At 74.4% G+C, this 26,063-nt stretch carries 26 protein-coding genes and 1 riboswitch; of the genes, 11 read left to right on the top strand and 15 right to left on the bottom strand.

The window, feature by feature from the left end; genetic code table 11:
* Positions 1–46: 46 nt before the first annotated feature.
* From ACZ5GH_RS09325 to ACZ5GH_RS09335, 3 genes are all read right to left on the bottom strand, one after another.
* Complete coding sequence (locus tag ACZ5GH_RS09325) at positions 47–436, bottom strand: DUF3040 domain-containing protein (RefSeq protein WP_074000911.1); 390 nt, start codon at positions 434–436, stop codon at positions 47–49.
* A 477-nt stretch (positions 437–913) separates the two neighbouring features.
* The gene (locus ACZ5GH_RS09330) at positions 914–1,666 is read right to left on the bottom strand and encodes a methyltransferase domain-containing protein (protein ID WP_387748919.1); all 753 of its coding nucleotides are present in this window, start codon (positions 1,664–1,666) and stop codon (positions 914–916) included.
* 111 nt (positions 1,667–1,777) lie between these two features.
* Entirely contained in the window at positions 1,778–2,347 is a 570-nt protein-coding gene (locus ACZ5GH_RS09335) for an SAV_6107 family HEPN domain-containing protein (protein WP_387749295.1), read from the bottom strand.
* 610 nt (positions 2,348–2,957) lie between these two features.
* Between ACZ5GH_RS09335 and ACZ5GH_RS09340 the strand changes: the two genes are divergently transcribed.
* Together ACZ5GH_RS09340 and ACZ5GH_RS09345 are read left to right on the top strand one after the other, a co-directional pair.
* Entirely contained in the window at positions 2,958–3,557 is a 600-nt protein-coding gene (locus tag ACZ5GH_RS09340; RefSeq protein WP_387748917.1) for a DUF4126 domain-containing protein, read from the top strand.
* A gap of 23 nt (positions 3,558–3,580) precedes the next feature.
* Positions 3,581–5,098 carry a phytoene desaturase family protein gene (locus ACZ5GH_RS09345; RefSeq protein ID WP_387748914.1) on the top strand — a complete coding sequence of 506 codons (1,518 nt, stop codon included), beginning with the start codon at positions 3,581–3,583 and terminating at the stop codon, positions 5,096–5,098.
* Between the two features lie 7 nt (positions 5,099–5,105).
* On the opposite strand, the gene ACZ5GH_RS09350 is transcribed toward ACZ5GH_RS09345, so the two are convergent.
* Both ACZ5GH_RS09350 and metF read right to left on the bottom strand, forming a co-directional pair.
* Positions 5,106–5,966 (bottom strand): hypothetical protein, encoded by an 861-nt coding sequence (locus ACZ5GH_RS09350; protein WP_387748911.1) that lies wholly within the window; start codon positions 5,964–5,966, stop codon positions 5,106–5,108.
* A 202-nt stretch (positions 5,967–6,168) separates the two neighbouring features.
* Positions 6,169–7,083, bottom strand: coding sequence for a methylenetetrahydrofolate reductase [NAD(P)H] (metF, locus tag ACZ5GH_RS09355; RefSeq protein ID WP_387748908.1), 915 nt, complete (start codon positions 7,081–7,083; stop codon positions 6,169–6,171).
* A gap of 195 nt (positions 7,084–7,278) precedes the next feature.
* Between metF and ACZ5GH_RS09360 the strand changes: the two genes are divergently transcribed.
* Positions 7,279–8,394 (top strand): polyprenyl synthetase family protein, encoded by a 1,116-nt coding sequence (locus tag ACZ5GH_RS09360; RefSeq protein WP_387748906.1) that lies wholly within the window; start codon positions 7,279–7,281, stop codon positions 8,392–8,394.
* A gap of 43 nt (positions 8,395–8,437) precedes the next feature.
* On the opposite strand, the gene thiE is transcribed toward ACZ5GH_RS09360, so the two are convergent.
* Genes thiE through ACZ5GH_RS09375 form a run of 3 tightly spaced genes read right to left on the bottom strand, consistent with a single transcriptional unit; the run spans position 8,438 to position 10,698 of the window.
* The gene (gene thiE, locus ACZ5GH_RS09365) at positions 8,438–9,088 is read right to left on the bottom strand and encodes a thiamine phosphate synthase (protein ID WP_387748903.1); all 651 of its coding nucleotides are present in this window, start codon (positions 9,086–9,088) and stop codon (positions 8,438–8,440) included.
* Positions 9,085–9,450 carry an Rv2175c family DNA-binding protein gene (locus ACZ5GH_RS09370; protein ID WP_387748901.1) on the bottom strand — a complete coding sequence of 122 codons (366 nt, stop codon included), beginning with the start codon at positions 9,448–9,450 and terminating at the stop codon, positions 9,085–9,087. Before ACZ5GH_RS09370 ends, thiE begins: the two co-directional genes overlap by 4 nt.
* A 42-nt stretch (positions 9,451–9,492) precedes the next feature.
* Positions 9,493–10,698 (bottom strand): NAD(P)/FAD-dependent oxidoreductase, encoded by a 1,206-nt coding sequence (locus tag ACZ5GH_RS09375; protein ID WP_464333911.1) that lies wholly within the window; start codon positions 10,696–10,698, stop codon positions 9,493–9,495.
* A gap of 124 nt (positions 10,699–10,822) precedes the next feature.
* A riboswitch (TPP riboswitch) is annotated at positions 10,823–10,935 on the top strand.
* Here ACZ5GH_RS09375 and thiO point away from each other — a divergent pair.
* The 4 genes from thiO (at position 10,930) to pknB (ending at position 15,061) form a co-directional block, all read left to right on the top strand.
* Positions 10,930–12,114, top strand: a complete 1,185-nt coding sequence (gene thiO / locus ACZ5GH_RS09380) for a glycine oxidase ThiO (protein ID WP_464333912.1) — start codon at positions 10,930–10,932, stop codon at positions 12,112–12,114. It overlaps the preceding riboswitch by 6 nt.
* Positions 12,111–12,365 (top strand): sulfur carrier protein ThiS, encoded by a 255-nt coding sequence (thiS, locus tag ACZ5GH_RS09385; RefSeq protein WP_464333913.1) that lies wholly within the window; start codon positions 12,111–12,113, stop codon positions 12,363–12,365. The genes thiO and thiS overlap by 4 nt, the downstream gene beginning before the upstream one ends.
* Before the next feature lie 3 nt (positions 12,366–12,368).
* Positions 12,369–13,187 (top strand): thiazole synthase, encoded by an 819-nt coding sequence (locus ACZ5GH_RS09390; protein WP_464333914.1) that lies wholly within the window; start codon positions 12,369–12,371, stop codon positions 13,185–13,187.
* Between the two features lie 95 nt (positions 13,188–13,282).
* Positions 13,283–15,061: a Stk1 family PASTA domain-containing Ser/Thr kinase gene (gene pknB, locus ACZ5GH_RS09395; RefSeq protein WP_387749292.1), complete on the top strand. Its 1,779-nt coding sequence runs from the start codon at positions 13,283–13,285 to the stop codon at positions 15,059–15,061.
* Positions 15,062–15,077: 16 nt separating this feature from the next.
* Here the strand turns inward: pknB and ACZ5GH_RS09400 are convergent, their stop codons facing one another.
* Positions 15,078–15,707: a molybdopterin-dependent oxidoreductase gene (locus ACZ5GH_RS09400; protein WP_387748891.1), complete on the bottom strand. Its 630-nt coding sequence runs from the start codon at positions 15,705–15,707 to the stop codon at positions 15,078–15,080.
* 277 nt (positions 15,708–15,984) lie between these two features.
* On the opposite strand from ACZ5GH_RS09400, the gene bfr reads away from it, so the two are divergent.
* Entirely contained in the window at positions 15,985–16,464 is a 480-nt protein-coding gene (bfr, locus tag ACZ5GH_RS09405; RefSeq protein ID WP_063347260.1) for a bacterioferritin, read from the top strand.
* A 48-nt stretch (positions 16,465–16,512) separates the two neighbouring features.
* On the opposite strand, the gene ACZ5GH_RS09410 is transcribed toward bfr, so the two are convergent.
* Entirely contained in the window at positions 16,513–16,803 is a 291-nt protein-coding gene (locus ACZ5GH_RS09410; protein ID WP_387748889.1) for a (2Fe-2S)-binding protein, read from the bottom strand.
* Between the two features lie 160 nt (positions 16,804–16,963).
* Positions 16,964–18,313 carry a class II 3-deoxy-7-phosphoheptulonate synthase gene (locus tag ACZ5GH_RS09415; protein WP_387748887.1) on the bottom strand — a complete coding sequence of 450 codons (1,350 nt, stop codon included), beginning with the start codon at positions 18,311–18,313 and terminating at the stop codon, positions 16,964–16,966.
* Positions 18,314–18,616: 303 nt separating this feature from the next.
* Here ACZ5GH_RS09415 and ACZ5GH_RS09420 point away from each other — a divergent pair, with 303 nt between their 5' ends.
* Positions 18,617–20,554 carry a chorismate-binding protein gene (locus ACZ5GH_RS09420; RefSeq protein WP_464333915.1) on the top strand — a complete coding sequence of 646 codons (1,938 nt, stop codon included), beginning with the start codon at positions 18,617–18,619 and terminating at the stop codon, positions 20,552–20,554.
* Between the two features lie 72 nt (positions 20,555–20,626).
* Here ACZ5GH_RS09420 and ACZ5GH_RS09425 read toward each other — a convergent pair whose 3' ends face one another.
* The 3 genes from ACZ5GH_RS09425 to ACZ5GH_RS09435 are packed head-to-tail and all read right to left on the bottom strand — an operon-like array spanning position 20,627 to position 23,423.
* Positions 20,627–21,322 carry a response regulator gene (locus tag ACZ5GH_RS09425; protein ID WP_464333916.1) on the bottom strand — a complete coding sequence of 232 codons (696 nt, stop codon included), beginning with the start codon at positions 21,320–21,322 and terminating at the stop codon, positions 20,627–20,629.
* Positions 21,319–22,545 carry a MacS family sensor histidine kinase gene (gene macS / locus ACZ5GH_RS09430; protein WP_387748881.1) on the bottom strand — a complete coding sequence of 409 codons (1,227 nt, stop codon included), beginning with the start codon at positions 22,543–22,545 and terminating at the stop codon, positions 21,319–21,321. Before macS ends, ACZ5GH_RS09425 begins: the two co-directional genes overlap by 4 nt.
* Positions 22,546–22,598: 53 nt before the next feature.
* Positions 22,599–23,423 carry a lysophospholipid acyltransferase family protein gene (locus ACZ5GH_RS09435; RefSeq protein ID WP_387748879.1) on the bottom strand — a complete coding sequence of 275 codons (825 nt, stop codon included), beginning with the start codon at positions 23,421–23,423 and terminating at the stop codon, positions 22,599–22,601.
* A gap of 200 nt (positions 23,424–23,623) precedes the next feature.
* Between ACZ5GH_RS09435 and ACZ5GH_RS09440 the strand changes: the two genes are divergently transcribed.
* Positions 23,624–24,418, top strand: coding sequence for an alpha/beta hydrolase (locus ACZ5GH_RS09440; protein ID WP_464333917.1), 795 nt, complete (start codon positions 23,624–23,626; stop codon positions 24,416–24,418).
* A 10-nt stretch (positions 24,419–24,428) separates the two neighbouring features.
* Positions 24,429–25,190: a hypothetical protein gene (locus ACZ5GH_RS09445; protein WP_464333918.1), complete on the top strand. Its 762-nt coding sequence runs from the start codon at positions 24,429–24,431 to the stop codon at positions 25,188–25,190.
* A 3-nt stretch (positions 25,191–25,193) separates the two neighbouring features.
* Here the strand turns inward: ACZ5GH_RS09445 and ACZ5GH_RS09450 are convergent, their stop codons facing one another.
* The gene (locus tag ACZ5GH_RS09450) at positions 25,194–25,991 is read right to left on the bottom strand and encodes an endonuclease/exonuclease/phosphatase family protein (protein ID WP_387748873.1); all 798 of its coding nucleotides are present in this window, start codon (positions 25,989–25,991) and stop codon (positions 25,194–25,196) included.
* Positions 25,992–26,063 lie beyond the last annotated feature (72 nt).

Here is a 26,063-nt window from a genome sequence, read left to right on the forward strand (position 1 = left end):
CGGCTTCGTACGTAGGTGGGGCCTCGCGCGCAGGTGGCCGAGCGGCTCAGAAGCCCCCGGTCTGCTCGTCCCTGCGGCGCTGCCAGCGCTGCTCGACCCGGTCCATCATCCCGGCCTTGCGGCGCGGGGCGGCGGCCGGGCGGGCCCCGGCGCCCTGGCCCGCGGGCCCGCGGCGCCAGCCGGTCACGGCGAACACCGCGCAGCCGAGCATCACCAGGAAGCCCACGACGCTGACCCAGATCTGGTCCGGCACGACCATGCCGCCCATCAGCAGGCCGATGCCCACCACGAAGCCGGCGACGGCCAGGTAGACCCGCCGACGGGTGTAGGTGCGCAGCCCGGTCCCCTCAAGCGCAGACGCGAATTTGGGATCTTCGGCATACAGCGCTCGCTCCATCTGGTCGAGCAGTCGCTGCTCGTGCTCCGAGAGCGGCACGGAGTCCTCCTACTCGTCGGTCGCGGTCGCGACCGGTCCGCCCACCCCGGTCGGGGGGGCAAGTCCAATCAGCCGTGGGCACACGGTCGGACGCCCGTGCGGGGGACCCGGCCCGTGTCGTCCATATGCCCCACGCGTCCGGCTGTCATGCTTTCCGGCTTTACCCAGATCATACGGTCCGTGGGCCCGATACGGGGTGGTCTGCGCCGCGTGGGGCAGGCCACTTCGAGCGGGGACGGCCGCACCGGTGTCAACGCGCCACGCCCCGGACAAGTGCCCGATCGGATGGAATGGTCCTGGACCTGGGCAGGTCCCCGCCGGGCGGCGCGGCCCGGCGGGGACCGACCGGCGCGCGGACGGCGTACGGACCGGGGAACGGGGGGCCTCCGGGGCGCGAACGGCCGACGTCCGGTGTGCGCGGAATCCGCACGACGGCGGAAGGGTTCGTGAAGGGGCGCGCGGGTCGGGAGGGGCGCCTCAGGCCAGGGTGGCCAGCAGATGCAGCTGGGTCGCCACGGCGTGGAAGGCGGGCTGCGCGGCGGCGGCCTCCTCCAGCTTCAGCAGCGCCTCCAGCGCGCCCGGCTCGGTGTCCACCAGCACGCCGGGGACGAGGTCGGAGAAGACCCGCACCCCGTGCACCGACTCCACCCGCAGGCCCGCGGCCTCGGCCAGCCGGCCCAGCTCCTCGCCGGTGAAGCGGCGCGGCATCGGGTCCTGCTCGCCCCAGCGGCCGTCGGCGGCGGAGAGCACGGTACGGGCCTCGGTGAAGTGGCCGGCCAGCGCGCGGGCCAGCACGGCGCCGTTGCGGTTGGCCGCCAGCAGGCTGACCACGCCGCCCTTGCGCAGGGTGCCGGCCAGGCTGCCGAGCGCCTCGGCCGGGTCGTCCACGACCTCCAGCACGCCGTGGCAGAGCACCGCGTCCACGCTGCCGGCCGCGACCAGCTCGGGCAGGGTCTGGGTGTCGCCCTGGACGGCCCGCACCAGGTCCGTCACCCCGGCCTCGGCGGCCCGGCGCTCCAGGGCGAACAGGGCGTCCGGGCTCGGGTCGACCACGGTGACGCGGTGGCCGAGCTTGGCGACCGGCACCGCGAAGTTCCCGGTGCCGCCGCCGGTGTCGACCACGTCGAGCACCGGCTGGTCCAGCTCGGCCGACCGCTTCTCCAGGGCCGCCCGGACCACCTCCCACACCACGGCGGTACGCAGGGCACTGCGGGGACGCGTCGGGTACAAGGTGGGGCTCCTTGGCACGTGCAGTTCGATCAGGTTGCCTCCACCTTAGAGCCTGTCCCCCGGATCACCGCCGGGCCACGGGCCCTGACCGGCCCGGCGGCGGCCCCGCTCTCACCCGGCGGCGGCCCCGATCCCGCCCGGCGGCTCGTCGCCGTCCAGCGGCAGCCGGGGCGGGGGCGGCTCGGCGTGCAGGCCGAGCAGCCGCTCGACCAGACGCAGGAAGAGCGCGGAGTTGCGGATCAGGTCGTCGGCGTCGCGGGCCGAGGCGGCGCCCCTGATCCCGGCCTCGGCGGCGGCCCGGCGGCGGGCGCCGGCCCCGTAGTAGAGCGCCCACTCGGCGAGCTCCGGGGCCACCTCGGGCAAGACCTCCCAGGCGCTGCGGATGGCCTTGCGCCGGCGCGGGCTCTTCTCCGGGCGGCCGCGCACCGCCAGGACGGCGGCCACCGTGCGCAGCGCGGCCAGGTGGGCGGTGGCGTAGCGCTCCAGCGGATCCTCCAGGGCGCGGGCCCGGGCGAGGGTGCGGTGGGCGTCGGCGAGCAGGTCGAGGGCGGCCGGCGGCGCGCCGACCCGGCGCAGCACCGGGTGGACGTCCGATCCGGCGGGGCGTCCGACGGACGGACCCGGCAGGTGCGGCAGGGCGGCGGAGCGGAGGCGGGCGGTGACGGGCTCAGGATGGCTGATGGTCATGGTCTCCCCCTTCCGAGGCAGCGCGCGGACCGGGCGGTCCGTGCCCTTCCATCGTGAACGGCACCACTGACAATCCGTCGGGCAATTCCGGCCAGGCCGTCCGCGACCGCCGAAAGGGGCCGGAAACGGCGTAGCGGCGGCGGGCGCGGGACTCCCCCGGTTCCGCGCCGCCGCCGTGCCGTCGCTCCGCCGTTCCCCCGTGGTCGGCGGAGGCGAACTCCCCCCGTGGCCGGCTCCCCCCGGTCCGCTCCGCCGCCCCGTGCCGGCGGTGCGGGCGCCTTGACCAGCCCCGTGGCGGTCCGTCCGCCGCCTCCCCCGTCGTTCGCGGCCGGGGGACGGACGGATCCGCCGCCCGGGTGGGCCGGCGCCCGACGCGCCGCCCTCCCGGGTGCCACCACTCTCCCGTCTCCGCAGGTCGACGGCCATCCGCTGAGGTACTCAACCGCGGATCTGAGTATCCGTACTCAGTCCGCGCCGCCCGGCCCGCCGCCGGAACCGCGACGTGCGTCCACGGCGTCCCGGGTGCCGGTACGGTACGGCGGAGCCGGGCGGAACCGGCCCCACCGGAGGACGAGGGGGACGCCATGACGAGGAGGGGGACGCGATGACGGTCCTGCCGCTGATCTTCACCAGCGGACTGGCCAGCGGTATCAACGCCTACGCGGTGGTGCTGCTGCTCGGCCTGCTGGGCAGGTTCGCCGACGCGGAGTCGGTGCCGCGGGCGCTGGAGCGCACGGACGTGCTGGTCGTGGCCGGCGTGCTGTTCGCGCTGGAGGCGGTGGCCGACAAGATCCCGTACGTGGACAGCGTCTGGGACGTGGTGCACACGGTGATCCGGCCGGTCGCCGGTGCCACCGTCGGCGTGCTGATCGCGGACAACGACCCCGGCTCGCTGAGCGAGGTCGCGGCCGGCGCGATGGGCGGCGCCTCGGCGCTGGTCAGCCACCTGGTGAAGGCCTCGCTGCGGATGGCGGTCAACACCTCGCCCGAGCCGGCCAGCAACATCGTGGTCAGCATGGCGGAGGACCTCTCGGTGGCCGGCCTGGTCACCCTGGCGATCTTCCACCCCTGGCTGGCCGCCACGGTCGCCGCCGTGGTCCTGGCCGTCGGCCTGCTGCTGGTCTGGCTGGCGGTGAGCAGGATCCGCGCCTTCCGGGCCCGCCGCCGCGAACGCCGGGCCGCCCGGGCGGCGGGAGTGGCGTAGCGCGGGTCCTAGGATCAGGTGCCATGGCACGGATCGTCATCATCGGCGCAGGAATGAGCGGGCTCGCGGCGGCCTCCCGACTGGCGACCCTCGGTCACCGGGTGACGGTCTGCGAGGCGAGCGGCACCTACGGGGGCATGGTCGGGAGGTACGAGCGCGACGGTTTCGCCTTCGACACCGGACCCGGTCTGCTCACCCTCCCGGCGGTCTACCGCGACCTCGCGCTGAAGACCGGCAAGGAGCCGCTGGAGCAGCTGGTCGAGCTGGCCCCGGTCGACCCGGAGAGCCGGCACCTGTTCCCCGACGGCACCGCCGTCACCCTGCCGAACGCCTCCCGCGGCGGTGTCAGCCAGGCGCTGGACGCCGCCTTCGGGGCCGGGTCCGGCGCCCGCTGGAGCGCGGTGATGAACCACGGCCGGACGGTCTGGGAGGCCACCCGCCGCCCGCTGCTGGAGGAGGCGCTCCCGGCCGACCTCGGCGTCCTGTCCCCCGCGGGCCGGGCCCGGGTGGACACCGACCCGTACCCCGTCCCGCCGCGCACCGGCCTGGCCCGGCTGCGCAAGCCCGTCCCGTGGACCCTCGACGACGTGGCCCGGCGGCAGCTCGGCGGCCACCCCGGCCTGACCGCCCTGCTGGGCGAGCCCGCGCTGCGGCACGGCCTCCTGCCCGGCCAGGCCCCGGCCGGGGCCGCCGTGCTGCCGTACATGGAGCAGTCCTTCGGCGTCTGGTACGTCCGGGGCGGTCTGCGGGCCCTCGCGGACGCGGTGTTCCGGCGGTGTGAACTGCGCAAGGTGGAGTTCCGCTTCGACACCCCGGTCACCCGGGTGGTCGTCGAGGGCGGCCGGGCGGCCGGGGTCGAGACGGCGGACGGCCGGATCGACGCGGACCTGGTGGTCTCCGCGATGGACACCGGCGCGCTGTTCCGCCACGGCATCGCCGAGTGGCCCGGGCTGCCGGCCGGGGAATGGGAGCCGTTCGAGGTGCCCGGCCGGTTCAGCGTGCTGCTCGCCCTGCGCGGGCCCCGGCCCGAGGGGACGGTGCACCGGACGGTGGTGCACGCGGCCGACCCGGCCGCCGAGGAGAACGCCCTCACCCACTCGGCGCCGCTGTGCGAGCGCCCCACCGTGCAGGTGCTGCGCCCGGACGACCCGTCCCTGCGGCCGGACGACGCCCACGAGAGCGTGGTGCTGACCGCGACCGTCCCGGCCCAGGAGGAGGACGTCGACTGGACCGCCCCCGGTGTCGCCGACCGCTACGCCGACCGGTTGCTCGCCCACGTGGACGCGGCCGGCCTGGGCCTGCGCGAACGGGTGCTGTGGCGGGTCGTGCGCACCCCGGAGGACACCCGCCGGGAGACCGGCGCGCTGTTCGGCTCGGTCGCCCGCCCGGTGCTCGCCGGTTCGTACGCGGGGCTGCACGCCGCGAACGAGTCCCCCGTCCCCGGCCTCTACCTGGTCGGCGGCAACGCCCACCCCGGCGGCGGACTCGCCCGGGTCGGCATGTCGGCCTGCATCACCGCCGGGCTGATCGGCCCGGCGTAGGGCCTGCTCAGCCCTGGTGCCAGGTGTTCTGCTGCTGGTAGCCGTTCTGGTCGTACACCGGCTGCTGCGGGATGCCCTGGATGTGCTGCTGGTCGGGCTGGGGCTGCCACTGCTGCTGGGGCTGGGCGTTCGGGTCCCAGGCCTGCTGGTGCTGCTGGTGCTGGGGCTGCTGGTAGGCCGCGTACTGGTCCTGCTGCTGGTAGCCGCCGTACGGGTCCTGCTGGTAGCCGCCGCCGTAGCCCTGCTGCTGGTCGTAGGCGTAGGCGGGCTGCTGCTGGGTCTGCCACTGCTGCTGGTCGTAGCCGGCCTGGTAGGCGGCGGCGTACGGGTCCTGGGGCTGCTGCTGGAGCTGCGGCTGCTGCTGCTCGTAGTACGCGGGGGCGTAGACGCCGTCCTGGGCGAGCTCCTGCATCTCGAAGGCGGCGGTCTGCTCGACCTCGGGCACCTCGTCGGCCACCCGCGCGGGGGCCGGGGCCGGGGTCTCCTCGACGGCGCTGACCTCGCCGACCCGCTCGCGGGCGGCGGCGACGGCCGCCACCGCGGCGCCGCCGCCGGTGAGGGCGCCGAGCAGCGGCACCTTGGCGAGCGGGCCGGGCAGGCTGCCGTCGCGCTTCCGCAGGGACCAGCCGGTCCGGTAGCCGCGCTTGACCGAGAGGGTGACGAAGGTCTGGCCGACCGCGAACAGCGCGGCTCCCGCCCCGATCACCACGACGGAGCCGAGGACCATCCCGGCGGCCACCCCGAGGAAGCCGGCCAGGGCCAGCACCCGCCAGTGCAGCGGCGCCCGGTTCTGCAGCAGCACCTCCGCGACGAGCCAGAGCGCCACCACCGCCAACGCGGCGTACAGCAGCAGGTATCCGATGCCCATCCGCCCGCTACCTCCAGTCGCGTACCCGCGCGTGTGCGCCGCGCGTGTGCGGCGACTGTACCGGTTCAACGGCCCGGGTACCGCATCGCGTTCCCACCGCCGCCGGACACCGGCCGCACACGACCGAGCCCGCCACCGTCGGTACGGTGACGGGCTCGTGAACGCCTGTCGAAGAACGTCCGGAGACGGCCCGGAAGCGGGCCTACCGCTGGTGCAGCCCCAGGTTCTGGTAGATCTCCAGCGTCGCCGTCGAGTGGTTCAGCGTGATGAAGTGCAGACCGGGCGCGCCCTCGGCGAGGAGGCGCTCGGCCATCGCCGTGGCGTGCTCCATGCCGACGGCCCGCAGCGCCGCCGGGTCGTCGATGGCCGCCCGCAGGCGGGCCTCCAGGTCGGCGGGGAAGGGCGAACCGCTGAGCTGCGGGAACCGCTCCAGCTGCTTGGCGTTGGTGACCGGCATGATCTCCGGGATGATCGGCGTCTCGCAGCCGGCGGCCGTCACCCGGTCGCGCAGCCGCAGGTAGTCGTCCACCTCGAAGAACATCTGGGTGATCGCGTAGTCGGCCCCGGAGCGGATCTTCGCCACGAAGTGCCGGATGTCCTCGTCCCAGTCGGTCGAGCGCGGGTGCATGTTCGGCGAGGCGGCGACGCCGACGCAGAAGTCGCCGATGCCCTTGATCAGCTCCACCAGCTCGTACGCGTAGGTGACGCCCTCGGGGTGCTTGACCCACTCGCCCATCGGGTCGCCGGGCGGGTCGCCGCGGACCGCGAGGACGTTCCGCACGCCCTGGTCGGCGTACTGGCCGATGATGTTGCGCAGCTCGGCGACCGAGTGGTCCACCGCGGTGAGGTGGGCGACCGGGGTCAGGGTGGTCTCGGTGGCGATCCGGCCGACCATGTTGACGGTGCGCTCGCGCGAGGAACCGCCGGCGCCGTACGTCATGCAGACGAAGTTGGGGTCGAGCGGTTCGAGCCGCCGAATGGCGTCCCAGAGCCTCTGCTCGCCGACCTCGGTGCGCGGCGGCATGAACTCGAAGGAGAAGGAGCGCTTACCGGCCGCCAGGAGTTCGCGCACCGTCAGTGCGCGATCCGTTCTCGTGGAAGCGATTCCGAGTGCCATGCTGGCAGGCTATCGGGCCTTCGAAGGGGCCGGACAGCTGGATTCCATCTATTGAGACAACTGATGGACGATGTTCCGTTTCCGTTCGGAACGGCTCACGGCACCGCTCCCGCGCCCCCGGCGGGCCGCTCGCACACCCGTTCCCAGCCGCACCGCTACGCTTGCTGCACCCCAGACAACCAGCGGAGCCCCATCGTGACCTCGTCCAGCACCCGGCCGGCCAACCCCATCGACGTGGAGGACGTCCGCACCCGCGTCAACGCGGCGCTCGCCGCGTTCATGGACGGCCAGTCCGTGCTGCTCGCCGAGATCTCGCCCCAGCTGGTCCCCGCCGCCGACGCGCTGCGCGACTTCCTGCTGGACGGCGGCAAGCGGCTGCGTCCGGCCTTCTGCTACTGGGGCTGGCGCGCCGCCGGCGGCCCGGCCGGGGGCGCCACCGGCGAGGCGGTCGCCAACGCGGCCGCCGCCCTGGAGCTGCTCCAGGCGAGCGCCCTGGTGCACGACGACCTGATGGACCGCAGCGACACCCGCCGCGGCCTGCCCTCGGTCCACCGCCGCTTCGAGGCGCTGCACCGCGACAACGGCTGGCGCGGCGACCGCGAGCAGTACGGCACCTCGGCCGCGGTACTGCTCGGCGACCTGCTGCTGATCTGGTGCGACGAGCTGTTCCTGCGCTCCGGCCTGGAGCCCGCCGCCGTCCTCGCCGCCAAGCCGGCGTTCGACCTGATGCGCACCGAGGTCATGCTCGGCCAGTACCTGGACGTGCTGGAGCCGGTGGCCGGCGACTCGACGGACGAGGGCGCGCTGGACCGGGCCCGGACCGTACTGCACTACAAGTCCGCGAAGTACACCATCGAGCGGCCGCTCCAGGTCGGGGCGCTGCTGGCCGGCGCGGGGCCGGAGCTGGTCGAGGCGCTCGGGGCGTTCGGCCTGCCGCTCGGCGAGGCCTTCCAGCTGCGCGACGACCTGCTCGGCGTCTTCGGGGACCCGGCCGTCACCGGCAAGCCCGCCGGGGACGACCTGCGCGAGGGCAAGCGCACCCTGCTGGTCGCGCACGCGATGCGGGGCCTGCCGGCCGCCGACGCCCGGCACCTGGACGAGCGGCTCGGCGCGCCGGACCTGGCCGCCCCGGAGGTCGCCGAGCTGCGCGAGCTGGTCGCCCGCAGCGGCGCGCCGGAGCTGGTGGAGCGCCGGATCGAGGCGCTGATGCGCCAGTCGCTGGCCGCGCTGGAGGCCGCGCCGCTCGCCGACGAGCGGGCCCGTACGGTACTGCTGGCACTGGCCGAGGCCGCCACCGTCCGCAAGTACTGACGGACGGCGACGGCCTCGGGCGGGGTCCTGCGGACCGGGTCGGTCAGAGCGCCGCGCGCACCCGGCGGGACAGCTCGGCGGCGGCCGCCCGCGGGTCCGCCGCGGCGGTGACGGCCCGCACCACGACGATCCGGCGGGCACCGGCCGCCAGCACCTCGTCCAGGTTGCCGAGGTCGATCCCGCCGATCGCGAACCACGGCCGGTCGGTGGCCTGCTTCGCCGCGTACGAGACCAGGCCGAGGCCCGGCGCCGGGCGGCCCGGCTTGGTCGGGGTCGGCCAGACCGGGCCGGTGCAGAAGTAGTCCACGCCGGGCTCGGCGAGCGCCGCGTCCACCTCGGACTCGGCGTGGCAGGAACGGCCGATCAGCACGTCCTCGCCGAGGATCGCCCGGGCCGCGGGCACCGGCAGGTCGTCCTGGCCGAGGTGCAGCACGTCCGGCCGGGCCGCGTGGGCGACGTCGGCGCGGTCGTTGACGGCCAGCAGCTTGCCGTGCCGGCGGCAGGCGTCGGCGAATACCTCCAGGGCCTCCAGCTCCTGCTTGGCCTCCAGGCCCTTGTCGCGCAGCTGGACGATGTCCACCCCGCCCGCCAGCGCCGCGTCCAGGAACTCGGCGAGGTCGCCCTGCTCGCGGCGGGCGTCGGTGCACAGGTACAGCCGGGCGTCGGCGAGCCGGGCGCGCGGGTCGGTGGTCACAGCGCCATGGCCTGGGCGCGGCGCTTGACCTCGGTCGCCCGGTTCTCCCACAGCGCCTGCACCGGGGTGCCGGGCAGCGACTCGTCCTCGGTGAACATCCACGCGATGATCTCGTCGTCGGAGAACCCGCTGTCCCGCAGCACGGTCAGCAGCCCGACCAGGTGCTTGACCGGGCCGTCCTCGTCGATGAAGGCGGCCGGGACCTGCAGGGACTTGTTGGGGCCGCGGCGGACCGCGATCAGGTCACCCTTCTTGACCATGTTGCGGACCTCGGTGACCAGCACACCCCACTTCTCGGAGATGTCGGGCAGGTACAGCCACTCGGGGACCAGGGCTTCAGTCTTGGCATCGATCTCGCTCACGGCACCAGACTGCCACCTCGGACGCCTCCAGCGCACACGGCCCTACGCCGTGGCCGCCTTCAGCGGCACCGCCGGGTCCGCCGCGCGGACCGGATCCAGCGCGGTGCCGCGCTCGATCAGCCGGCGCCCCTGGGTGAGGTCGCGCGGCCGGTCCACGGTCAGCAGCGCGCTGGGCACGCCGTCGCGCAGCCAGAGCACCGACCAGTCGGCGTCCCGCGGGCCGCCGCGCCGGACCAGCTGGTCGCCCTCGGCGTGCCGGCCGGCGTACTGGACCATCCGCCCGAACTGCTCGGACCAGAAGTACGGCACCGGGTCGTAGGCCGGCCCGTCCGCGCCCAGCACGGCGGCGGCCACCGCCTCGCCGGACTGCAGGGCGTGGTCCCAGTGCTGGACGGCCAGCCGGGCCCCCGTCCGGGCCGAGGGGTAGCTGACGCAGTCGCCCGCCGCGAAGACGCCGGGCACCGAGGTGCGCAGCCGCCCGTCCACCACGACGGCGCCGGTCGGGTCCAGCTCGACCCCGGAGCCGGCCAGCCAGCCGGTCGCCGGGCGGGCCCCGATGCCGACCACCACCTCGTCGGCGGGCAGGTGCGAGCCGTCCGCCAGCAGCACCGCTCCGGGCTCGACGGCGGCCACGCCGACCCCGCAGCGCAGGTCGACCCCGGCCTCGGCGTACCAGGCGGCCATCGCCGAACCGATCTCCGTCGGCAGCGCGCCGGGCAGCGGCGCCGGACCGGCCTCGACCACCGTCACCGCACAGCCCGCCGCGCGGGCCGCGGTGGCCACCTCGGCGCCGATCCAGCCCGCGCCGACCAGCACCAGCCGCAGCCCGGGGCGCAGCAGCGCGCGCAGCGCCAGGGCGTCGTCCAGGGTGTGCAGCAGGTGCGCCCGCTCGGCGCCGGGCAGGGCGCGCGGGACGGCGCCGGTGGCGATCACCAGCGAGCCGTACGGGAGGTCGCCGCCGTCGGTGTGCAGCACGCCGGGGGTCAGGCCGGTGGCGCGGCGGCCGGTGAGCAGCTCGATGCCGAGCTGCCCGTAGTCGATGTCCAGGGCGGTGGAGTCGGTCTTGCCGAGCAGCACGTCCTTGGAGAGCGGCGGCCGGTCGTACGGCGCGTGCGGCTCCTCGCCGACCAGGGCGATCCGCCCCCGCCAGCCGCCCTGCCGCAGCTTGAGGGCGCACTGCGCCCCGGCCAGCCCGGCTCCGACGACGACCACCCGATCCGTTCCGCTCAGCTCTGCCACGCCCGTCACTGTACTCAGCCGTCGGCCGGCGGCCGCGGGCCGTCCCGCATCCCCCGCCGTCCCGCCCCGCTGTCCCACCCCCGTCCACGCCTCGTACGCGCCTTCGGCCGGGACGGCCCCCGGCGTTAAGGTGGGGACACCACACGGGAGCCCGGCGTACCGGGCTGAGAGGCGGGCTGACACGGCCCGCGACCGTCCGAACCTGATCCGGGTCATACCGGCGAAGGGAGAAGAGCAGCCTTGTCACGCTTGCCATCGGGCGCCCACGCCGAGGTGCTGGTGATCGGCGGGGGGATCATCGGCCTCGCCGTCGCCTGGCGCGCCGCCCAGCGCGGTCTGCGGAACGTGATCGTGGTCGACCCCTCCCCTGGCGGCGGCGCGGCCCAGGTCGCGGCCGGGATGCTCGCCCCGGTCACCGAGCTGCAGTACGGCGAGGAGCCGCTGCTGCGCCTCGGGATGGCCTCGAACGAGCGGTACGCGGCCTTCGCCGCCGAGCTCACCGAGGCGAGCGGCGGCCAGGACACCGGTTACCGCCGGTGCGGCACGCTCGCCGTCGCGCTGGACTCCGACGACCGCGAGGAACTGCGCGAACTGCACGCCTTCCACCAGCGGCTCGGCCTGGACTCGGCCTGGCTGACCGGCCGGGAGGCCCGCAGGCTGGAGCCGATGCTCGCCCCCGGCGTGCGCGGCGGCCTGCACGTGGCCGAGGACCACCAGGTGGACGGCCGCCGGCTGCTCCGGGCCCTGGTCCTCGCCTGCGAGCGCGCCGGTGTCCTGGTCCACCGGGCCGAGGCGGTCGAGCTGCTGGTCGGCGACGGCCGAGCGGCCGGCGCCCGCCTGAGCACCCACGAGACCGTGACCGCGGACCGGACCGTGCTCGCCGCCGGCCCGCACAGCCACCGGCTGCCCGGCCTGCCCGAGGGGGTGCTGCCCGCGATCCGCCCGGTGAAGGGGCAGGTGCTGCGGCTGCACGTCCCGGACGCCTACCGCCCGTTCCTGTCCCGCAACGTCCGCGCCGTCGTCCGCGGCCGGCACCTCTACCTGGTGCCCCGGGAGAACGGCGAGCTGGTGGTCGGCGCGACCACCGAGGAGCAGGGCTACGACACCACCGTCACTGCCGGCGGGGTGTACGAACTCCTCCGCGACGCCCACGAGTTGGTTCCGGGCATCACCGAACTCCCGCTGCTGGAGACCTCGGCCGGGCTGCGCCCCGGCTCGCCGGACAACGCCCCGCTGCTGGGCCCGACCTCGCTGCCCGGCCTGGTCGCCGCCACCGGCCACTACCGCAACGGCGTGCTGCTCACCCCGGTGACCGCCGACCTGGTCGCCGAGTACCTGACCACCGGCGAAGTCCCCGAGCTCGCACGGCCGTTCACCCCCCTGCGCTTCTCCCCCGACCGCTCCACGACGAAGGCCTCCGCATGACCGAGACCACCCACGACGAGACCACCCACGACGAGACCACCCGGCACGAGATCGCCCTGACCGTCAACGGCGAGCCCCGCCGGGTGCCCGCCACGACCACCCTCGCCGAGGTGGTGTCCGCCGTCAGCGCCGCCAACACCGGTGTCGCCGCCGCGCTCAACGAGGCCGTGGTGCCCCGCGGTTCGTGGCCGGGGACGGCGCTGAGCACCGGCGACCGGATCGAGATCCTCACCGCCGTGCAGGGAGGCTGAACCATGGCCGACACCCTTCTCTCCACCGATGGGGACAGCCTCACCATCGCCGGGACGACCTTCTCCTCCCGGCTGATCATGGGCACCGGCGGCGCCCCCAGCCTGGAGGTCCTGGAGCGCGCGCTGCTCGCCTCCGGCACCGAGCTGACCACCGTGGCGATGCGCCGGGTCGACGCCTCCACCCAGGGCTCCGTCCTGGACGTGCTGACCCGCAACGGCATCCGGGTGCTGCCCAACACGGCCGGCTGCTTCACCGCCGGCGAGGCCGTGCTGACCGCGCGGCTGGCCCGCGAGGCGCTCGGCACCGACTGGGTCAAGCTGGAGGTGATCGCCGACGAGCGCACCCTGCTGCCCGACCCGATCGAGCTGCTGGACGCCGCCGAGACCCTGGTCGACGACGGCTTCACCGTCCTGCCGTACACCAACGACGACCCGGTGCTGGCCCGCAGGCTGGAGGACGTCGGCTGTGCGGCCGTCATGCCGCTGGGCTCGCCGATCGGTTCGGGCCTGGGCATCCGCAACCCGCACAACTTCCAGCTGATCGTGGAGAACGCGGGCGTCCCGGTGATCCTGGACGCGGGCGCCGGCACCGCCTCCGACGTGGCGCTGGCGATGGAGCTGGGCTGCGCCGCGGTGATGCTCGCCTCCGCGGTGACCCGGGCTCAGGACCCGGTGCTGATGGCCGGGGCGATGCGGCACGCCGCCGAGGCCGGCCGGCTCGCCCACCGGGCCGGCCGGATCCCGCGGCGCTTCCACGCCGAGGCCTCCTCCGCGATGGCCGGCCTAGCCGACCTGGACACCCGCGAGCACCCCGCGTTCTGACGCGCCCGCGTGTCACAACCCGGGCACAGCCGGGCCCGGCGGCGGCGTCCTCCGGGCCCGGCCGCCGGGGCCGCCACTAGACTCCTCGGGTGGACATGGCATTGCACGACCCCCTGATCGGCACCCTGCTCGACAACCGGTACCGGGTCGAGCAGCGCGTCGCGACCGGCGGGATGTCCACCGTCTACCGGGGCACCGACACCCGGCTGGACCGGGTCGTCGCGCTCAAGGTGATGCACCCCTCGCTGGCCGGCGACGAGGGCTTCACCGCCCGCTTCATCCGCGAGGCCAAGGCGGTCGCCAAGCTCACCCACCCCAACGTGGTCAACGTCTTCGACCAGGGCGCGGACGGCGGCCACGTCTTCCTCGCCATGGAGTACGTGCCCGGCCGCACCCTGCGCGACCTGCTGCGCGACCGCGGCGCGCTGTCCGTCCGGGCCGCGCTGGACGTGCTGGAGCCGGTACTGGCCGCGCTCGGCGCCGCCCACCGGGCCGGGCTGGTCCACCGCGACGTCAAGCCCGAGAACGTGCTGATCACCGAGGGCGGCCTGGTCAAGGTCGCCGACTTCGGCCTGGTCCGGGTGCTCGGCACCGCCGACGGCGCGCCCACCTCGACCACCACCGCCACCGGCGGCACGGTCATGGGCACCGTCTCCTACCTGGCCCCCGAGCAGATCCTCCCGGACGCCGCCACCGACCAGCGGGTGGACGTCTACGCGGCCGGCATCCTGCTGTACGAGATGCTCACCGGCCGCCGCCCGCACACCGGCGACAACCCCGTCCAGGTCATGTACAAGCACCTGCACGAGGACGTCCCGGCCCCCTCCCTGGTCGCCCCCGCCGTCGGCCCCGAACTGGACGCGATAGTCGCCGGCGCCTGCGCCCGGTCGGCCGCCGCCCGCCCGTACGACGCGGTCGAGCTGCTCGCCGCCCTCCAGCGGGTCCGCCGCACCCTCGCCCCGGCCGAGCTGGACGCCGAGCCGCCGGCCTCCACCCGGCCCAGCCCGCGCTACCCCACCAGCGAGCCGACCTCGGTGATCCAGCCGCTGCCGCGGCCCGCCGACGCCCCGCCCACCGAGCGCACCAGCGTGCTGGACATGCCGCCGGAGCTGATGGACGAGCTGCTCGCCGAGCCCCGCCCGTACGACGAGCCGACCCCGGTGCAGCAGCGCCGGCCGGGCCGGCTGCGCCGTCTCCCGCGCCGGACACTGATCTGGACGGCCGCGCTGGCCGCCCTCGTGCTGGCGATCGGCGGCGCCACCTACGGCATCTCCCAGGGGCTGTACGGCTCGGTGCCGGGCGTGCTCGGCAAGGACCGGGCCGAGGCGCAGCGGGTCCTGGACAAGTCGGGCCTGCACGGGAGGTTCGTCGAGGTGTTCAGCGAGTCCGTCCCGTCCGGACAGGTGATCTCCACCGACCCCGGGGTGGGCGCGCGCACCCGCAAGAGCGACAGCGTCACGGTCACCGTCTCCAAGGGCCCCAAACGGATCGCGGTGCCGGAGCTCGTCGGCAAGAGCTCCGCCGACGCCGCCGCGGCCCTGACCGGCGCCCAGCTGACCAGGGGCGGGGTGACCGAGACCTACGACGACACCGTGCCCGAGGGTTCGGTGATCAGCAGCTCGCCGGCGGCCGGGCAGCTGCTGCAGGAGAACTCCGCGGTCGCGCTGGTGGTCAGCAAGGGCATGGTGCCGGTCCCGAACGTCACCGGGATGAGCAGGGACGAGGCGCAGAAGGCGCTCCAGGCGGCGGGCTTCACCATGCAGACCAGCGGCTGGGACGTGTTCGGCGCGGTCACCTCGTCCGGCCAGAGCCCGGCGGCGGGCGAGCGGCGCCCGCAGCGCAGCACGGTGACGGTCAAGTTCTCGCTGTTCTAGGACTCCCGGTGCGGGGTCAGCGCAGCGGCCCGTCGCCGGGCTCCTCCTGGTAGGAGTACCGCTGCTCGCGCCAGGGGTCGGCGAGGTTGTGGTAGCCGCGCTCCTCCCAGAAACCGCGCCGGTCGGCCCGCATGTACTCCACCGCGCGGACCCACTTGGGGCCCTTCCAGGCGTAGAGCCGCGGCACCACCAACCGGACCGGGAAGCCGTGCTCGGCGGTGAGCGCCTCGCCGTTGCGGTGGGTGGCGAGCAGGGTGCGCGGGTCGGCGAAGTCGGCCAGCCGCAGGTTGGCGCTGTAGCCGTACTCGGCCCAGACCATGACGTGGGTGACGCCGGGCGCGGGGGGCACCAGGTCGAGCACGGCGGCGGCCGACACGCCCGTCCACTCGTTGCCGAGGACCGAGAACTTGGTCACGCAGTGCAGGTCCCCGACGACGGTGGTGCGCGGCAGGGCGTTGAAGGCCTCGAAGTCCCAGCTGTGCTTCTCCGCCGAGGCGGTGGCGCCGAACACCTGGAGGTCCCAGGTCAGCGGCTTGAAGCGGGGCACCGGCCCGTAGTGCAGGGCGGGCCAGCCGCGCTGCGCGCGCTGGCCCGGGGGGAGCCTCGGGTCAGGCGGCGGAAGCGGTTCGTGTTTCGACTGACCCATGGATCCATGGTGACAGACGGCGGACATGCCTCGGCGCGCGCCCCTTTCCACGGCTTCGCGCCCCCGCCCGTACGGACCAGTGGTCGATCGCCCGCCGGCGCCCTTCGGAATGAATCGGATATTCCGGCACATGTCCTAGTGAGTGTGAACTTACTGGAATTTCCTCCCGAAGCGGTGCCAGGATGCCCAGCACAGGACCCAGCGCAGGACCCAGCACAGGATCACGCAGGACACACGCAGGACTCACGGCAGCAGCACGAGCGCAGGAGGCACCACCATGCAGGGCGATCCCGAGGTCATCGAGTTCCTCAACGAGCAGCTCACCGCCGAGCTGACCGCGATCAACCAGTACTTCCTGCACGCCAAGATGCAGGAGAACTTCGGCTGGACGAAGCTCGCCAAGTACACCCGGCACGAGTCCTTCGACGAGATGAAGCACGCCGAGACGCTCACCGACCGGATCCTGTTCCTGGACGGGCTGCCCAACTACCAGCGGCTGTTCCACGTCCGGATCGGCCAGACGGTCAAGGAGATGTTCGAGGCGGACCGCCAGATCGAGGTCGAGGCGATCGACCGGCTCAAGCGCGGGATCGTGGTGATGCGGGCCAAGAACGACGTCACCTCGGCGAACATCTTCGAGGACATCCTGGCCGACGAGGAGCACCACATCGACTACCTCGACACCCAGCTGGAGCTGCTGGAGAAGCTCGGCGAGGCGCTCTACCTCGCCCAGGTCATCGAGCAGCCGGAGTCCTGAGGCCGTACGCCCGGGCCGCTCAGGGGCCGCTCAGGCCGCCCGGACCGCTCAGGCGGCTCGCAGCGGGACCACCGGGGCGGCCCCCCGGGCCTCCCCGGCCGGCTCCGCCGGGACCTCCGGGGCCTCCGGGTCCGCGAGCCCGAGCTTCGCGGCCAGCCGGGCGGTCGGGCAGGGGCGGGCGCCGTGCTCGCCGAGCAGCGCCTGGATGCGGCGCACGCAGGAGCCGCAGTCGGTGCCGGCCCGGCAGCCCTTCGCGATCTGGCGCGGGGTGTTGGCACCGCCGTCGATCGCCTTCTTCACCTGGTCCTCGGTGACCGCATGGCACATGCACACGTACATCGCGGTGTCTCCCGGGGGTGAAGCGGAGTGGATCTTGACTAAGGTCTACCTTAGTTCGCTGAGGCTTACCTTACCCGGCGGAACGGGTACGAAAAAGCCCCTCCGGGCTCGGGAAACCCGAATCCGGAGGGGCCTTCGTCACATCGGACGGGCACCGGGCCTACTGGCCGCGGTACATCTCCGCCACCAGGAACGCCAGGTCCAGCGACTGGCTGCGGTTGAGCCGCGGGTCGCAGGCCGTCTCGTAGCGCTGGTGCAGGTCGTCCACCATGACCTCGTCGCCGCCGCCGACGCACTCGGTCACGTCGTCGCCGGTCAGCTCCACGTGGATGCCGCCCGGGTGGGTGCCGAGCGCGCGGTGCACCTCGAAGAAGCCCTTGACCTCGTCCAGGACGTCGTCGAAGCGGCGGGTCTTGTGCCCGCTGGAGGCCTCGAAGGTGTTGCCGTGCATCGGGTCGCAGATCCACACCGGCTTGGCGCCGGAGGCGGTGACCTTCTCCACCAGGCCGGGCAGGTGGTCGCGGATCTTGCCCGCACCCATCCGGGTGATGAAGGTCAGGCGGCCGGGCTCGCGCTCCGGGTCCAGCTTCTCGATCAGGGCGAGCGCGTCGTCCACCGAGGTGGTCGGGCCGAGCTTGACGCCGATCGGGTTGCGGATCTTCGAGGCGAACTCGATGTGCGCGTGGTCCAGCTGGCGGGTGCGCTCGCCGATCCACACCATGTGGCCGGAGACGTCGTACAGCTCGCCGGTGCGCGAGTCCACGCGGGTCAGCGCGGTCTCGTAGTCGAGGATCAGCGCCTCGTGCGAGGAGAAGAACTCGACCGCCTTGAACTCCTCCGGCACCACGCCGCAGGCGCTCATGAACGCCAGGGCGTTGTCGATCTCCCGGGCGAGCTGCTCGTAGCGCTGGCCGGCCGGCGAGTTGCGGACGAAGTCCTGGTTCCAGGCGTGCACCTGGCGCAGGTCCGCGTAACCACCGGTGGTGAACGCGCGCACCAGGTTGAGCGTCGCGGCGGACGCGTTGTACATCCGCTTCAGGCGCTCCGGGTCCGGGATGCGGGACTCGGGGGTGAACTCGAAGCCGTTCACCGAGTCGCCGCGGTAGACCGGCAGCGTCACGCCGTCGCGGGTCTCGGTCGACTTGGAGCGCGGCTTGGAGTACTGGCCGGCGATGCGGCCGACCTTCACCACCGGAACGGAGGCCGCGTACGTCAGCACGGCGGCCATCTGGAGCAGCGTCTTCAGCTTGTTGCGGATGTGCTCCGCCGAGACGCCGTCGAAGGCCTCGGCACAGTCACCGCCCTGAAGGAGGAAGGCCTCCCCGCGCGCCACGGCTCCGAGCCGGGCGCGCAGCTGGTCGCACTCGCCGGCGAAGACGAGCGGCGGATAGGAGGCGAGCTCGGCAAGGGTCTTGCGCAGAGCCTCTTGGTCCGGCCATTCAGGCTGCTGCGCCGCGGGCAGGGACTCCCAGGAATGGGCAGCCCTCGATGTCTCAGTCGTAGCGGTCACACCGCCAAGGCTACGGGGTGACTGGAGTGACTCGTGACTATTGCCCGAGTGATGAGACACATCTCGGACAAAGACGTGATCGCCCTCACCCGTCCCGACGCATCCGCTACGCTCCAACCATGCACGCGCCCCACACCCACTCCTGGTGGTGGACCTCCCCCAAGGGTGGCCCACAGATGACGCGTTCCTAGACGAACACGACGGCCGCCCCTCGGGGCGGCCGTCGACGTCTGAGCAGACGGCCCTCCGGGAGCGGACCCTGCACCGCCTCTCAGCAGTCCATCCGGAAGGAAGCCGTTTCCCGTGACCACCGCCGTCGACCTGCTCACCCGTCTCACCGGCCCGGACGCCCCCGCGTTCGCCCTGCTGCACCGCCGCACGCCCCGGCTCAGCCCGGACACCGTCGAGGTGCTGCTGGGCACCGTCGACAGCTACGAGCACCTCGCCGACCTGCCCGTGCGCAGCGGCGCGCCGGCCGACGGCGGGCCGGTGCACGACCTGCTCGCACTCGTCCCGTACCGCCAGATCCGCGAGCGCGGCTTCGAGGCGCACGACGACGGAACCCCCCTCCAGGCCCTCTCGGTGGCCGAGCAACACGTGCTTCCGTTGGCCGAATTCACCTACGCCCTACCGAAGTTGCCGGTCTCACTTGCCGGTGGCGGGTTCGACGTGGACGACGACGCGTACGCCGCGATCGTCCGCCGGGTGATCCGCGACGAGATCGGCAACGGGGAGGGCGCCAACTTCGTGATCCGGCGCGACTTCCACGCGACGCTGGAGGACTTCTCCCCCGAGCTCGCGCTGACGCTCTTCCGGCGGCTGCTGGAGCAGGAGCGCGGCGCCTACTGGACCTTCCTGGTGCACACCGGTGACCGGGTGTTGGTCGGCGCCTCCCCCGAGGTGCACGTCCGGCAGAGCGGCGGCACCGTCGTGATGAACCCGATCTCCGGCACCTACCGCTACCCGACCGGCGGCTCCGACCTCGACTCGCTGCTCCAATTCCTGCACGACCCCAAGGAGTTGGAGGAGCTCACCATGGTCGTGGACGAGGAGCTCAAGATGATGTGCACGGTCGGCGACCTCGGCGGCCAGGTGCTCGGGCCCCGACTCAAGGAGATGGCCCACCTCGCCCACACCGAGTACGAGCTGCGCGGGCGCACCTCGATGGACGTCCGCGAGGTGCTCCGCGAGACGATGTTCGCGGCGACCGTCACCGGCAGCCCGGTCGAGAACGCCACCCGGGTGATCCGGCGCTACGAGCCCTCCGGGCGCGGCTACTACTCCGGCGCGCTCGCCCTGATCGGCCGCTCCGCCAGCGGCGGGCAGCTGCTGGACTCGCCGATCTGCATCCGCACCGCCGACATCGACCCGGCCACCGGCCGGCTGGTCGTCCGGGTCGGCGCCACCCTGGTGCGCCACTCCGTCCCGGAGTCCGAGGTCGCCGAGACCCACGCCAAGGCCGCCGGGGTGCTCACCGCGATCGGCGCCCGGCCCGCGCCCGCCCGGCTGCCCCACCCGGTCGGGCCCCGGCTCGCCGACGACCACCGGGTGCAGGCCGCGCTGGACGCCCGCCGGGCCGACCTCGCGCCGTTCTGGCTGCGGATGCAGCAGCCGGCCGAGATCACCGAGGCCGAGCCGACCCTGGTCGTGGACGGCGAGGACACCTTCACCTCGATGCTCTCCCACCTGCTCGGCTCGCTCGGCCACCGGGTGACGGTGGCCCGCTACGACGAGCCGGGGCTGCGCGAGCGGGTCGCGGCGCACCGGGGTGCGCTGGTGCTCGGCCCCGGCCCGGGCGACCCGGCGCTCGCGGACGACCCCAAGATGGCGGTGCTGCGGCCGATCGTCGCGGACGCGCTGGCCGCCGTCCGCGCCGGCGCCCGCACCTCGCCGCTGCTCGCGGTCTGCCTGAGCCACCAGCTGCTGGCCGCCGAACTCGGGCTCGCGCTGGGCCGCAAGGCCGTCCCGTACCAGGGGGCGCAGGAGCGCATCGACCTGTTCGGCAGCAAGCACACGGTCGGCTTCTACAACACCTTCACCGCGCGCTGCTCGGAGCAGGACGCGGCGCGGCTCGCCGCCGAGGGCGTCGAGGTCTCCCGGGACGCCCTCACCGGCGACGTGCACGCGCTGCGCGGGCACGGCTTCGCCGGGCTCCAGTTCCACCCGGAGTCGGTGCTCACCCGCGACGGCGTCGGCATCGTGGCGGGCCTGCTGCGCGAGGCGACGGCCGCGCCGCGCTGAGCCGGCGGCGCGGCCCCGGGCGGATGTGCCCCGCCCGGGGCCGCGCGGGGCGCCCGGCGACCGGAGCGGCGCTCAGAACCCGTCGTCCAGGCCCTGCTCGATCGCGTACCGGACCAGCTCCACCCGGTTGTGCAGCTGCAGCTTCCCGAGCGTGTTCTGCACGTGGTTCTGCACCGTCCGGTGCGACAGCACCAGCCGGTCGGCGATCTGCCGGTACGACAGCCCCTTGGCCACCAGCCGCAGCACCTCGGTCTCCCGGGCGGTCAGCCGCGGGGCGGCCGGCGCCGAGGCCGCGGCCGGCTCGGCGGCCAGCCGGCGGAACTCGCCGAGCACCAGGCCGGCCAGCCCGGGGGTGAACACCGCGTCGCCGACGGCCGTACGGCGCACCGCGTCCAGCAGTTCCTCCCGCCCGGCCGACTTCAGCAGGTAGCCGGTCGCGCCGGACTTCACCGCCTCCAGCACGTCCTGGTGCTCGCCGCTGGCCGACAGCACCAGCACCCGCACCGCCGGGTCGTGCGCGACCACCTGGCGGCACACCTCGGCGCCGGACAGGCCGGGCAGGTTGAGGTCCAGCACGACCACCTGCGGCGTGCAGGCCCGGGCCCGGCGGACGGCCTCCTCGCCGTCGCCCGCGGTGGCCACCACGTCCAGCCCGGCCTCGGCGAGGTCGCGCGAGACGGCGTCCCGCCACATCGGGTGGTCGTCCACCACCATCACCCGCACCGGCCGGTCGGCGGTCGGCTGGTCGGTCGTCAGCTGCTCGTTCATGCGGTGGCCTTCCTCGGGACGCGCAGTTCGACCTCGACGCCCTCCCCGGGCGCCGAGTACAGCTCGGCCGTGCCGCCGAGGTCCAGCAGCCGGCCGCGGATCGACTGGGAGACGCCGAGCCGGCCGGCCTGCTCCGCCTCGCCGAGCCGGCCCGGGGCGAAGCCGGGGCCGTCGTCGCGGATGCTCACCGTGACGGCCTCCGGCTCGTCCTCCACCAGGATCCAGGCCCGGGCCCGCTCCCCCGCGTGCTTGCGCACGTTGTCCACGGCGGCGCCGACCGCCGCCGCGAGCTCGCCCGCCGCCGGGCCGGGCAGCAGCACCGGGGTGCCGGGCGCGGAGAACGTGATCCGCTCGTCCGCGTACGGGCGCAGCAGGGCGGTGAGGTCGCGCGGGGCGTCCGGGTCCGGCGGCTCGGCGGCGTCGGACCGCGACGCGCGCTGGGCCGGCAGCGGACCACCCGTCATCAGGGTGCGCAGCGCACGCTCCTGTTCACCGGCCAGCCGGCCGAGCTCGGCGAAGCCCGCGCCGGAGCCCGTCCCCTCGCCCAGCTCCGCGCCGCGCCGCTGGACCAGGGCGAGCACCTGGAGCACGCCGTCGTGGATGTCCCGGGAGAGCCGCTCGCGCTCCCGGGTGGCCGCCTCCACCTGGAGCGCCCGGGTGAGGGTGTCCTCGCTGGCCCGGGCCAGCTCGATCACGTAGCCGATCGCGCAGCCGGCCACCATCAGCAGCACGATGTTGTGGATGTTGTCGCCGGTCGGCCCGCCGTGGCCGAGGATGTTGGCGACGCCGATCACCGAGCCCGAGGCCGCCGCCGGGCGCCAGCCGCCCTTCGCGGCGAAGCCGAGGACCGTGCCGGCCGCCCAGATGGTCGGCAGGGTGGGCGCGCCGTGGCTGATCCGGGCCGGGGAGTCGGTCAGCCCGCTCATCACGATGCCGGTGACGGCGAGGGTGAGGTCGGTGCCCAGGACGTACCAGGTGCAGCGCCGCGGGTCGGCGAAGGCCCGGGTGCTGGCCAGGGTCCACAGGGTCAGCGCGCCGAGGAAGATCCAGCCGGCCACCGGGTGCAGGAAGTGCAGGTACGAGTTGAAGTACCGCAGCAGCGCGTAGCACAGGGCCAGCACCCGGAAGTAGGAGATCGCCCGCCACAGCGGGAGCTCGACGGACATGCCGCCGGCCGCCACCGTGCCGCCGACCGCACCGGCTCTGCCGCCGTCGTCCGTCATCCGCCCCGCCCTCCCCTGGGCCCGTCCGGTCGGCCAGGCGGCCGCCCGGACGACTACTCCGGCTTCTCCGAGGTGCCCGGCTCGGCGGACTTCGCGGCCTCGGCCGCGGCCTTCTCCGCCTTCTCCGCCTCGGCGGCCTCCGCCTTCTCCGCCTTGGCCGCGGCCCGGCGCTCGGCGTCGGCCTTCTTCTTCTCGTCGGCGATCTGCCGCTTGGCGGCGGTCGCGTAGATGTCCACGTACTCCTGGCCGGAGAGCCGCATGATCTCGTACATCACCTCGTCCGTCACCGAACGGAGGATGAAGCGGTCGTTCTCCATGCCGTGGTAGCGGGAGAAGTCCAGCGGGCGGCCGATCCGGATGCCGGGGCGGATGCCGAAGTTGGGGACCACCTGGCCGGGCGGCTGCACCTTCTCGGTGTCGATCATGGCGACCGGGATCACCGGGGCGCCGGTGGCCAGCGCGACGCGGGCCAGGCCGCCGACCTTGCCGCGGTACAGCTTGCCGTCGGGCGAGCGGGTGCCCTCCGGGTAGACCCCGAACAGCTCGCCGCGGTCCAGCACCGCGATGGCGCTGCGGATCGCGGCCTCGCCGGCGCCGCGCACGCCCGAGCGGTCCACCGGCAGCTGGCCGACGCCCTTGAAGAACGCGGCGGTCAGCCGGCCCTTGAGGCCCGGGGTGTTGAAGTACTCGGCCTTCGCGATGAAGGTCACCCGGCGCTTGATCAGCGCGGGGAAGAAGAACGAGTCCGAGAAGGACAGGTGGTTGCTCGCGATGATCGCGGCACCCTCGGCGGGGATGTTCTCCTCGCCCTCGATCCACGGCCGGAAGAAGAGCCGAAGCAGTGGCGCGACGATCATCTTCATCAGTCGGTAGAACAACCGGGGCCTCCTGTTATGCGGACCGGTCGATCCTAATGCCCCGCGGCCGCCCGCCGTGCCCGGCCCCGCCGTAGGGGCCGGGCCGAGCACGCTCGAAGGGGGTGTACGACCCGGCGCGGAGCGTGGGACGATGCGGTTTCGCAGCACCTCCCCACCAGCGTCCCCTCCCCCAGCGCCACCCGCCCGCGAAGGAGTCCGCCATGCCGTTGCTGCCCGGTGCCGAGCCGTACCGCCACCGCGGCGGACCGGTGGGGGTGCTGCTCTGCCACGGCTTCACCGGGTCGCCGCAGTCGCTGCGGCCGTGGGCCGACGAGCTGGCGGCGGCCGGCTTCACCGTCTCGCTGCCGCTGCTGCCCGGGCACGGCACCCGCTGGCAGGACATGCAGCTCACCCGCTGGGAGGACTGGTACGCCGAGGTCGAGCGCGAGCTGCTGGCGCTCGCCGAGGAGTGCGAGCAGGTCTTCGTCTGCGCGCTGTCGATGGGCGGCGCGCTGGCGCTGCGGCTCGCGGCCCTGCACGGGCCGACGGTCTCCGGCCTGGTGCTGGTCAACCCGTCGGTGCGCTCGGACACCCCCGCGAGCGTGCTGCTGCCGGTGCTGCGCCACCTGGTCCCCAGCCGTCCCGGGGTCGCCAACGACATCGCCCGGGCAGGCTCGGCCGAGGTCGGTTACGACCGCACCCCGCTGCACGCCGCCTGGTCGCTGACCCGGCTGTGGCGGGAGGTCCAGCGGCTGCTGCCGGAGGTGACCCAGCCGGTGCTGCTGTTCCGCAGCCCGCAGGACCACGTCGTCTCGCCGGCCAACTCGGAACTGGTGCTGGCCCGGATATCCTCGACGGACGTGACGGAGCGGCTGTGCCAGCGCAGTTTCCACGTCGCCACGCTGGACCACGACGCGGCGGAAATATTCGGGGCCAGCCAGGACTTCATCCGACGGCTGGCTCCCGCGAACGCGGCGGGCGTCACCCGGGTCGAATCCGACGATCACCATGGCTGAAGGGCCGGAAGTGCACGAGAGCAGCACGGCGGGCGGCGGGGACGAGACTCCCCGCGAGGACGGCGCGACCAAGGACGGCGGGGCGAACGCCGCCGTCCCGAGCGGTACGCCGGCGGATCGCGGCGGTCCGGACGGCGCCGCGACGCCCCCGCCCGTCAAGGACATCGTCGAGGACACCGCCGGCTCCGCCGGAGACGCCGCCGGGCCCCAGGCCCCCGCCGAGCGCCGTCCGCGCCGCGCCCCCGAGCGCAGCCAGGCCGAGCAGGACGAGATCTTCGCCGCCCTGGTGGCCCAGTTCGACGACCCGGTCGACCTCAACAACCCGAACTGGCCGGAGGTCGAGAACCTCCGGGCGCAGAACGAGCTCAAGGGCGGCACCAAGGAGGCCGGCACCGGCGCCCGCGGCGACCGGGACGACCTCTCCGACCTCGCCCCGCGGCCCCGCCCCCGCTCCGGCCGCCCGGTGATGCCGGCCGGCGGCGCGGGCCCGCGCGACTTCGAGCTGGCCGAGGAGACCGACGAGGGCCACTTCGTCCCGCCGGAGCCCCCGCCGCTGCCCGCCGCCGACGTGACCGCCAAGTTCGCCTGGCTGGCGGTGCTCGGCGGCCCGGCCCTGCTGCTGGTCGACGCGGTGGTCTGGCGGGAGATCTCCGGCTGGCCCGCCTGGGTCGGGATCACCGCCTTCCTCGGCGGCTTCGTCACCCTGGTCGCGCGGATGAAGGACCGCGACGAGGACGAGCCGGAGGACCCGGACCACGGCGCGGTCGTCTGACGGCTAGCCGCCCGGCAGTTCGAGGACGGCGAGCACCGGCAGGTGGTCGGTGGCGGCCCGCAGGTCGGCCTCGGTGACGCCGGGCAGGCCGTGCGGCACCCCGCAGCCGAGGACGGTGATCCCGGGCGTGGCGAAGACGGCGTCGATCCGCTGGTAGGGGCGCTCCGGGACGGAGGTGAACTCGCCTCCCCAGGGTGCGGTCGGGTACCCGTCCTGGAGCCGGGAGGCCAGCAGCCGCCAGCCCGGCCCGTCCGGGTGCTCGTTGAAGTCCCCCGCCACGACGCCGAGTTCGGCGATCCCCAGCTGGTCGAGCAGCAGCTCGAACTGCCCGTACCGCTCCTCCGGGTCCAGGCTGAGGTGGCAGCTGGTGACGGTGAACGGCGCCGTGCCGGGCAGCCGCAGCAGCGCGCCGGCGAAGCCCCGGGCGTGCAGGCCGCGGGTCTTCGGCAGCAGCCGGTCGTGCACCTCCAGCAGTTCCACCGCGCCGGGCCGACCGAGCAGCAGCGGACCGGCGGCGGTGCGGCCGCCGCCGGCCAGCACGACCGTCCCGGTGTTCCGGGCCAGCCAGGCGGCCTGCCCCTCGGGCCGCCAGTAGCGCGGGGACTCCTGGACGCAGACCAGGTCCGGCTCGCAGGCCCGGACCACCCGGGCCAGCGCCCGCCGGTCGTCGCGCAGCGAGCGGATGTTGTAGCTGAGCAGCCGCAGCCGGCCCGGGCCGGGCGGCGGCAGCGGTACGGGGGCCGCGGCTGTCCCGGTCGCGGCTGTCCCGGTCGCGGCGGCGGTCGTGGTCGCGGCGCTCATGGTCCTCCCCTGGGCGGTCACCTGATCGGTCCGACCGTACGCGGCCGGGCCGGGACGTGCGACGGCGGCGGT

It is taken from the genome of Kitasatospora sp. Xyl93 (assembly GCF_055383135.1).

Bases quoted from the DNA above. Each gene is read 5' to 3' on its own strand.
- macS (WP_387748881.1), bottom strand. From the start codon at position 22,545: ATGACGGACGACGGCGGCAGAGCCGGTGCGGTCGGCGGCACGGTGGCG.
- ACZ5GH_RS09350 (WP_387748911.1), bottom strand. From the start codon at position 5,966: ATGGGCATCGGATACCTGCTGCTGTACGCCGCGTTGGCGGTGGTGGCG.
- metF (WP_387748908.1), bottom strand. From the start codon at position 7,083: ATGGCACTCGGAATCGCTTCCACGAGAACGGATCGCGCACTGACGGTG.
- ACZ5GH_RS09450 (WP_387748873.1), bottom strand. From the start codon at position 25,991: ATGAGCGCCGCGACCACGACCGCCGCCGCGACCGGGACAGCCGCGACC.
- ACZ5GH_RS09345 (WP_387748914.1), top strand. From the start codon at position 3,581: ATGGCACGGATCGTCATCATCGGCGCAGGAATGAGCGGGCTCGCGGCG.
- ACZ5GH_RS09400 (WP_387748891.1), bottom strand. From the start codon at position 15,707: ATGGGTCAGTCGAAACACGAACCGCTTCCGCCGCCTGACCCGAGGCTC.
- ACZ5GH_RS09390 (WP_464333914.1), top strand. From the start codon at position 12,369: ATGGCCGACACCCTTCTCTCCACCGATGGGGACAGCCTCACCATCGCC.
- ACZ5GH_RS09425 (WP_464333916.1), bottom strand. From the start codon at position 21,322: ATGAACGAGCAGCTGACGACCGACCAGCCGACCGCCGACCGGCCGGTG.
- thiS (WP_464333913.1), top strand. From the start codon at position 12,111: ATGACCGAGACCACCCACGACGAGACCACCCACGACGAGACCACCCGG.
- bfr (WP_063347260.1), top strand. From the start codon at position 15,985: ATGCAGGGCGATCCCGAGGTCATCGAGTTCCTCAACGAGCAGCTCACC.
- ACZ5GH_RS09410 (WP_387748889.1), bottom strand. From the start codon at position 16,803: ATGTACGTGTGCATGTGCCATGCGGTCACCGAGGACCAGGTGAAGAAG.
- ACZ5GH_RS09340 (WP_387748917.1), top strand. From the start codon at position 2,958: ATGACGGTCCTGCCGCTGATCTTCACCAGCGGACTGGCCAGCGGTATC.
- ACZ5GH_RS09440 (WP_464333917.1), top strand. From the start codon at position 23,624: ATGCCGTTGCTGCCCGGTGCCGAGCCGTACCGCCACCGCGGCGGACCG.
- pknB (WP_387749292.1), top strand. From the start codon at position 13,283: ATGGCATTGCACGACCCCCTGATCGGCACCCTGCTCGACAACCGGTAC.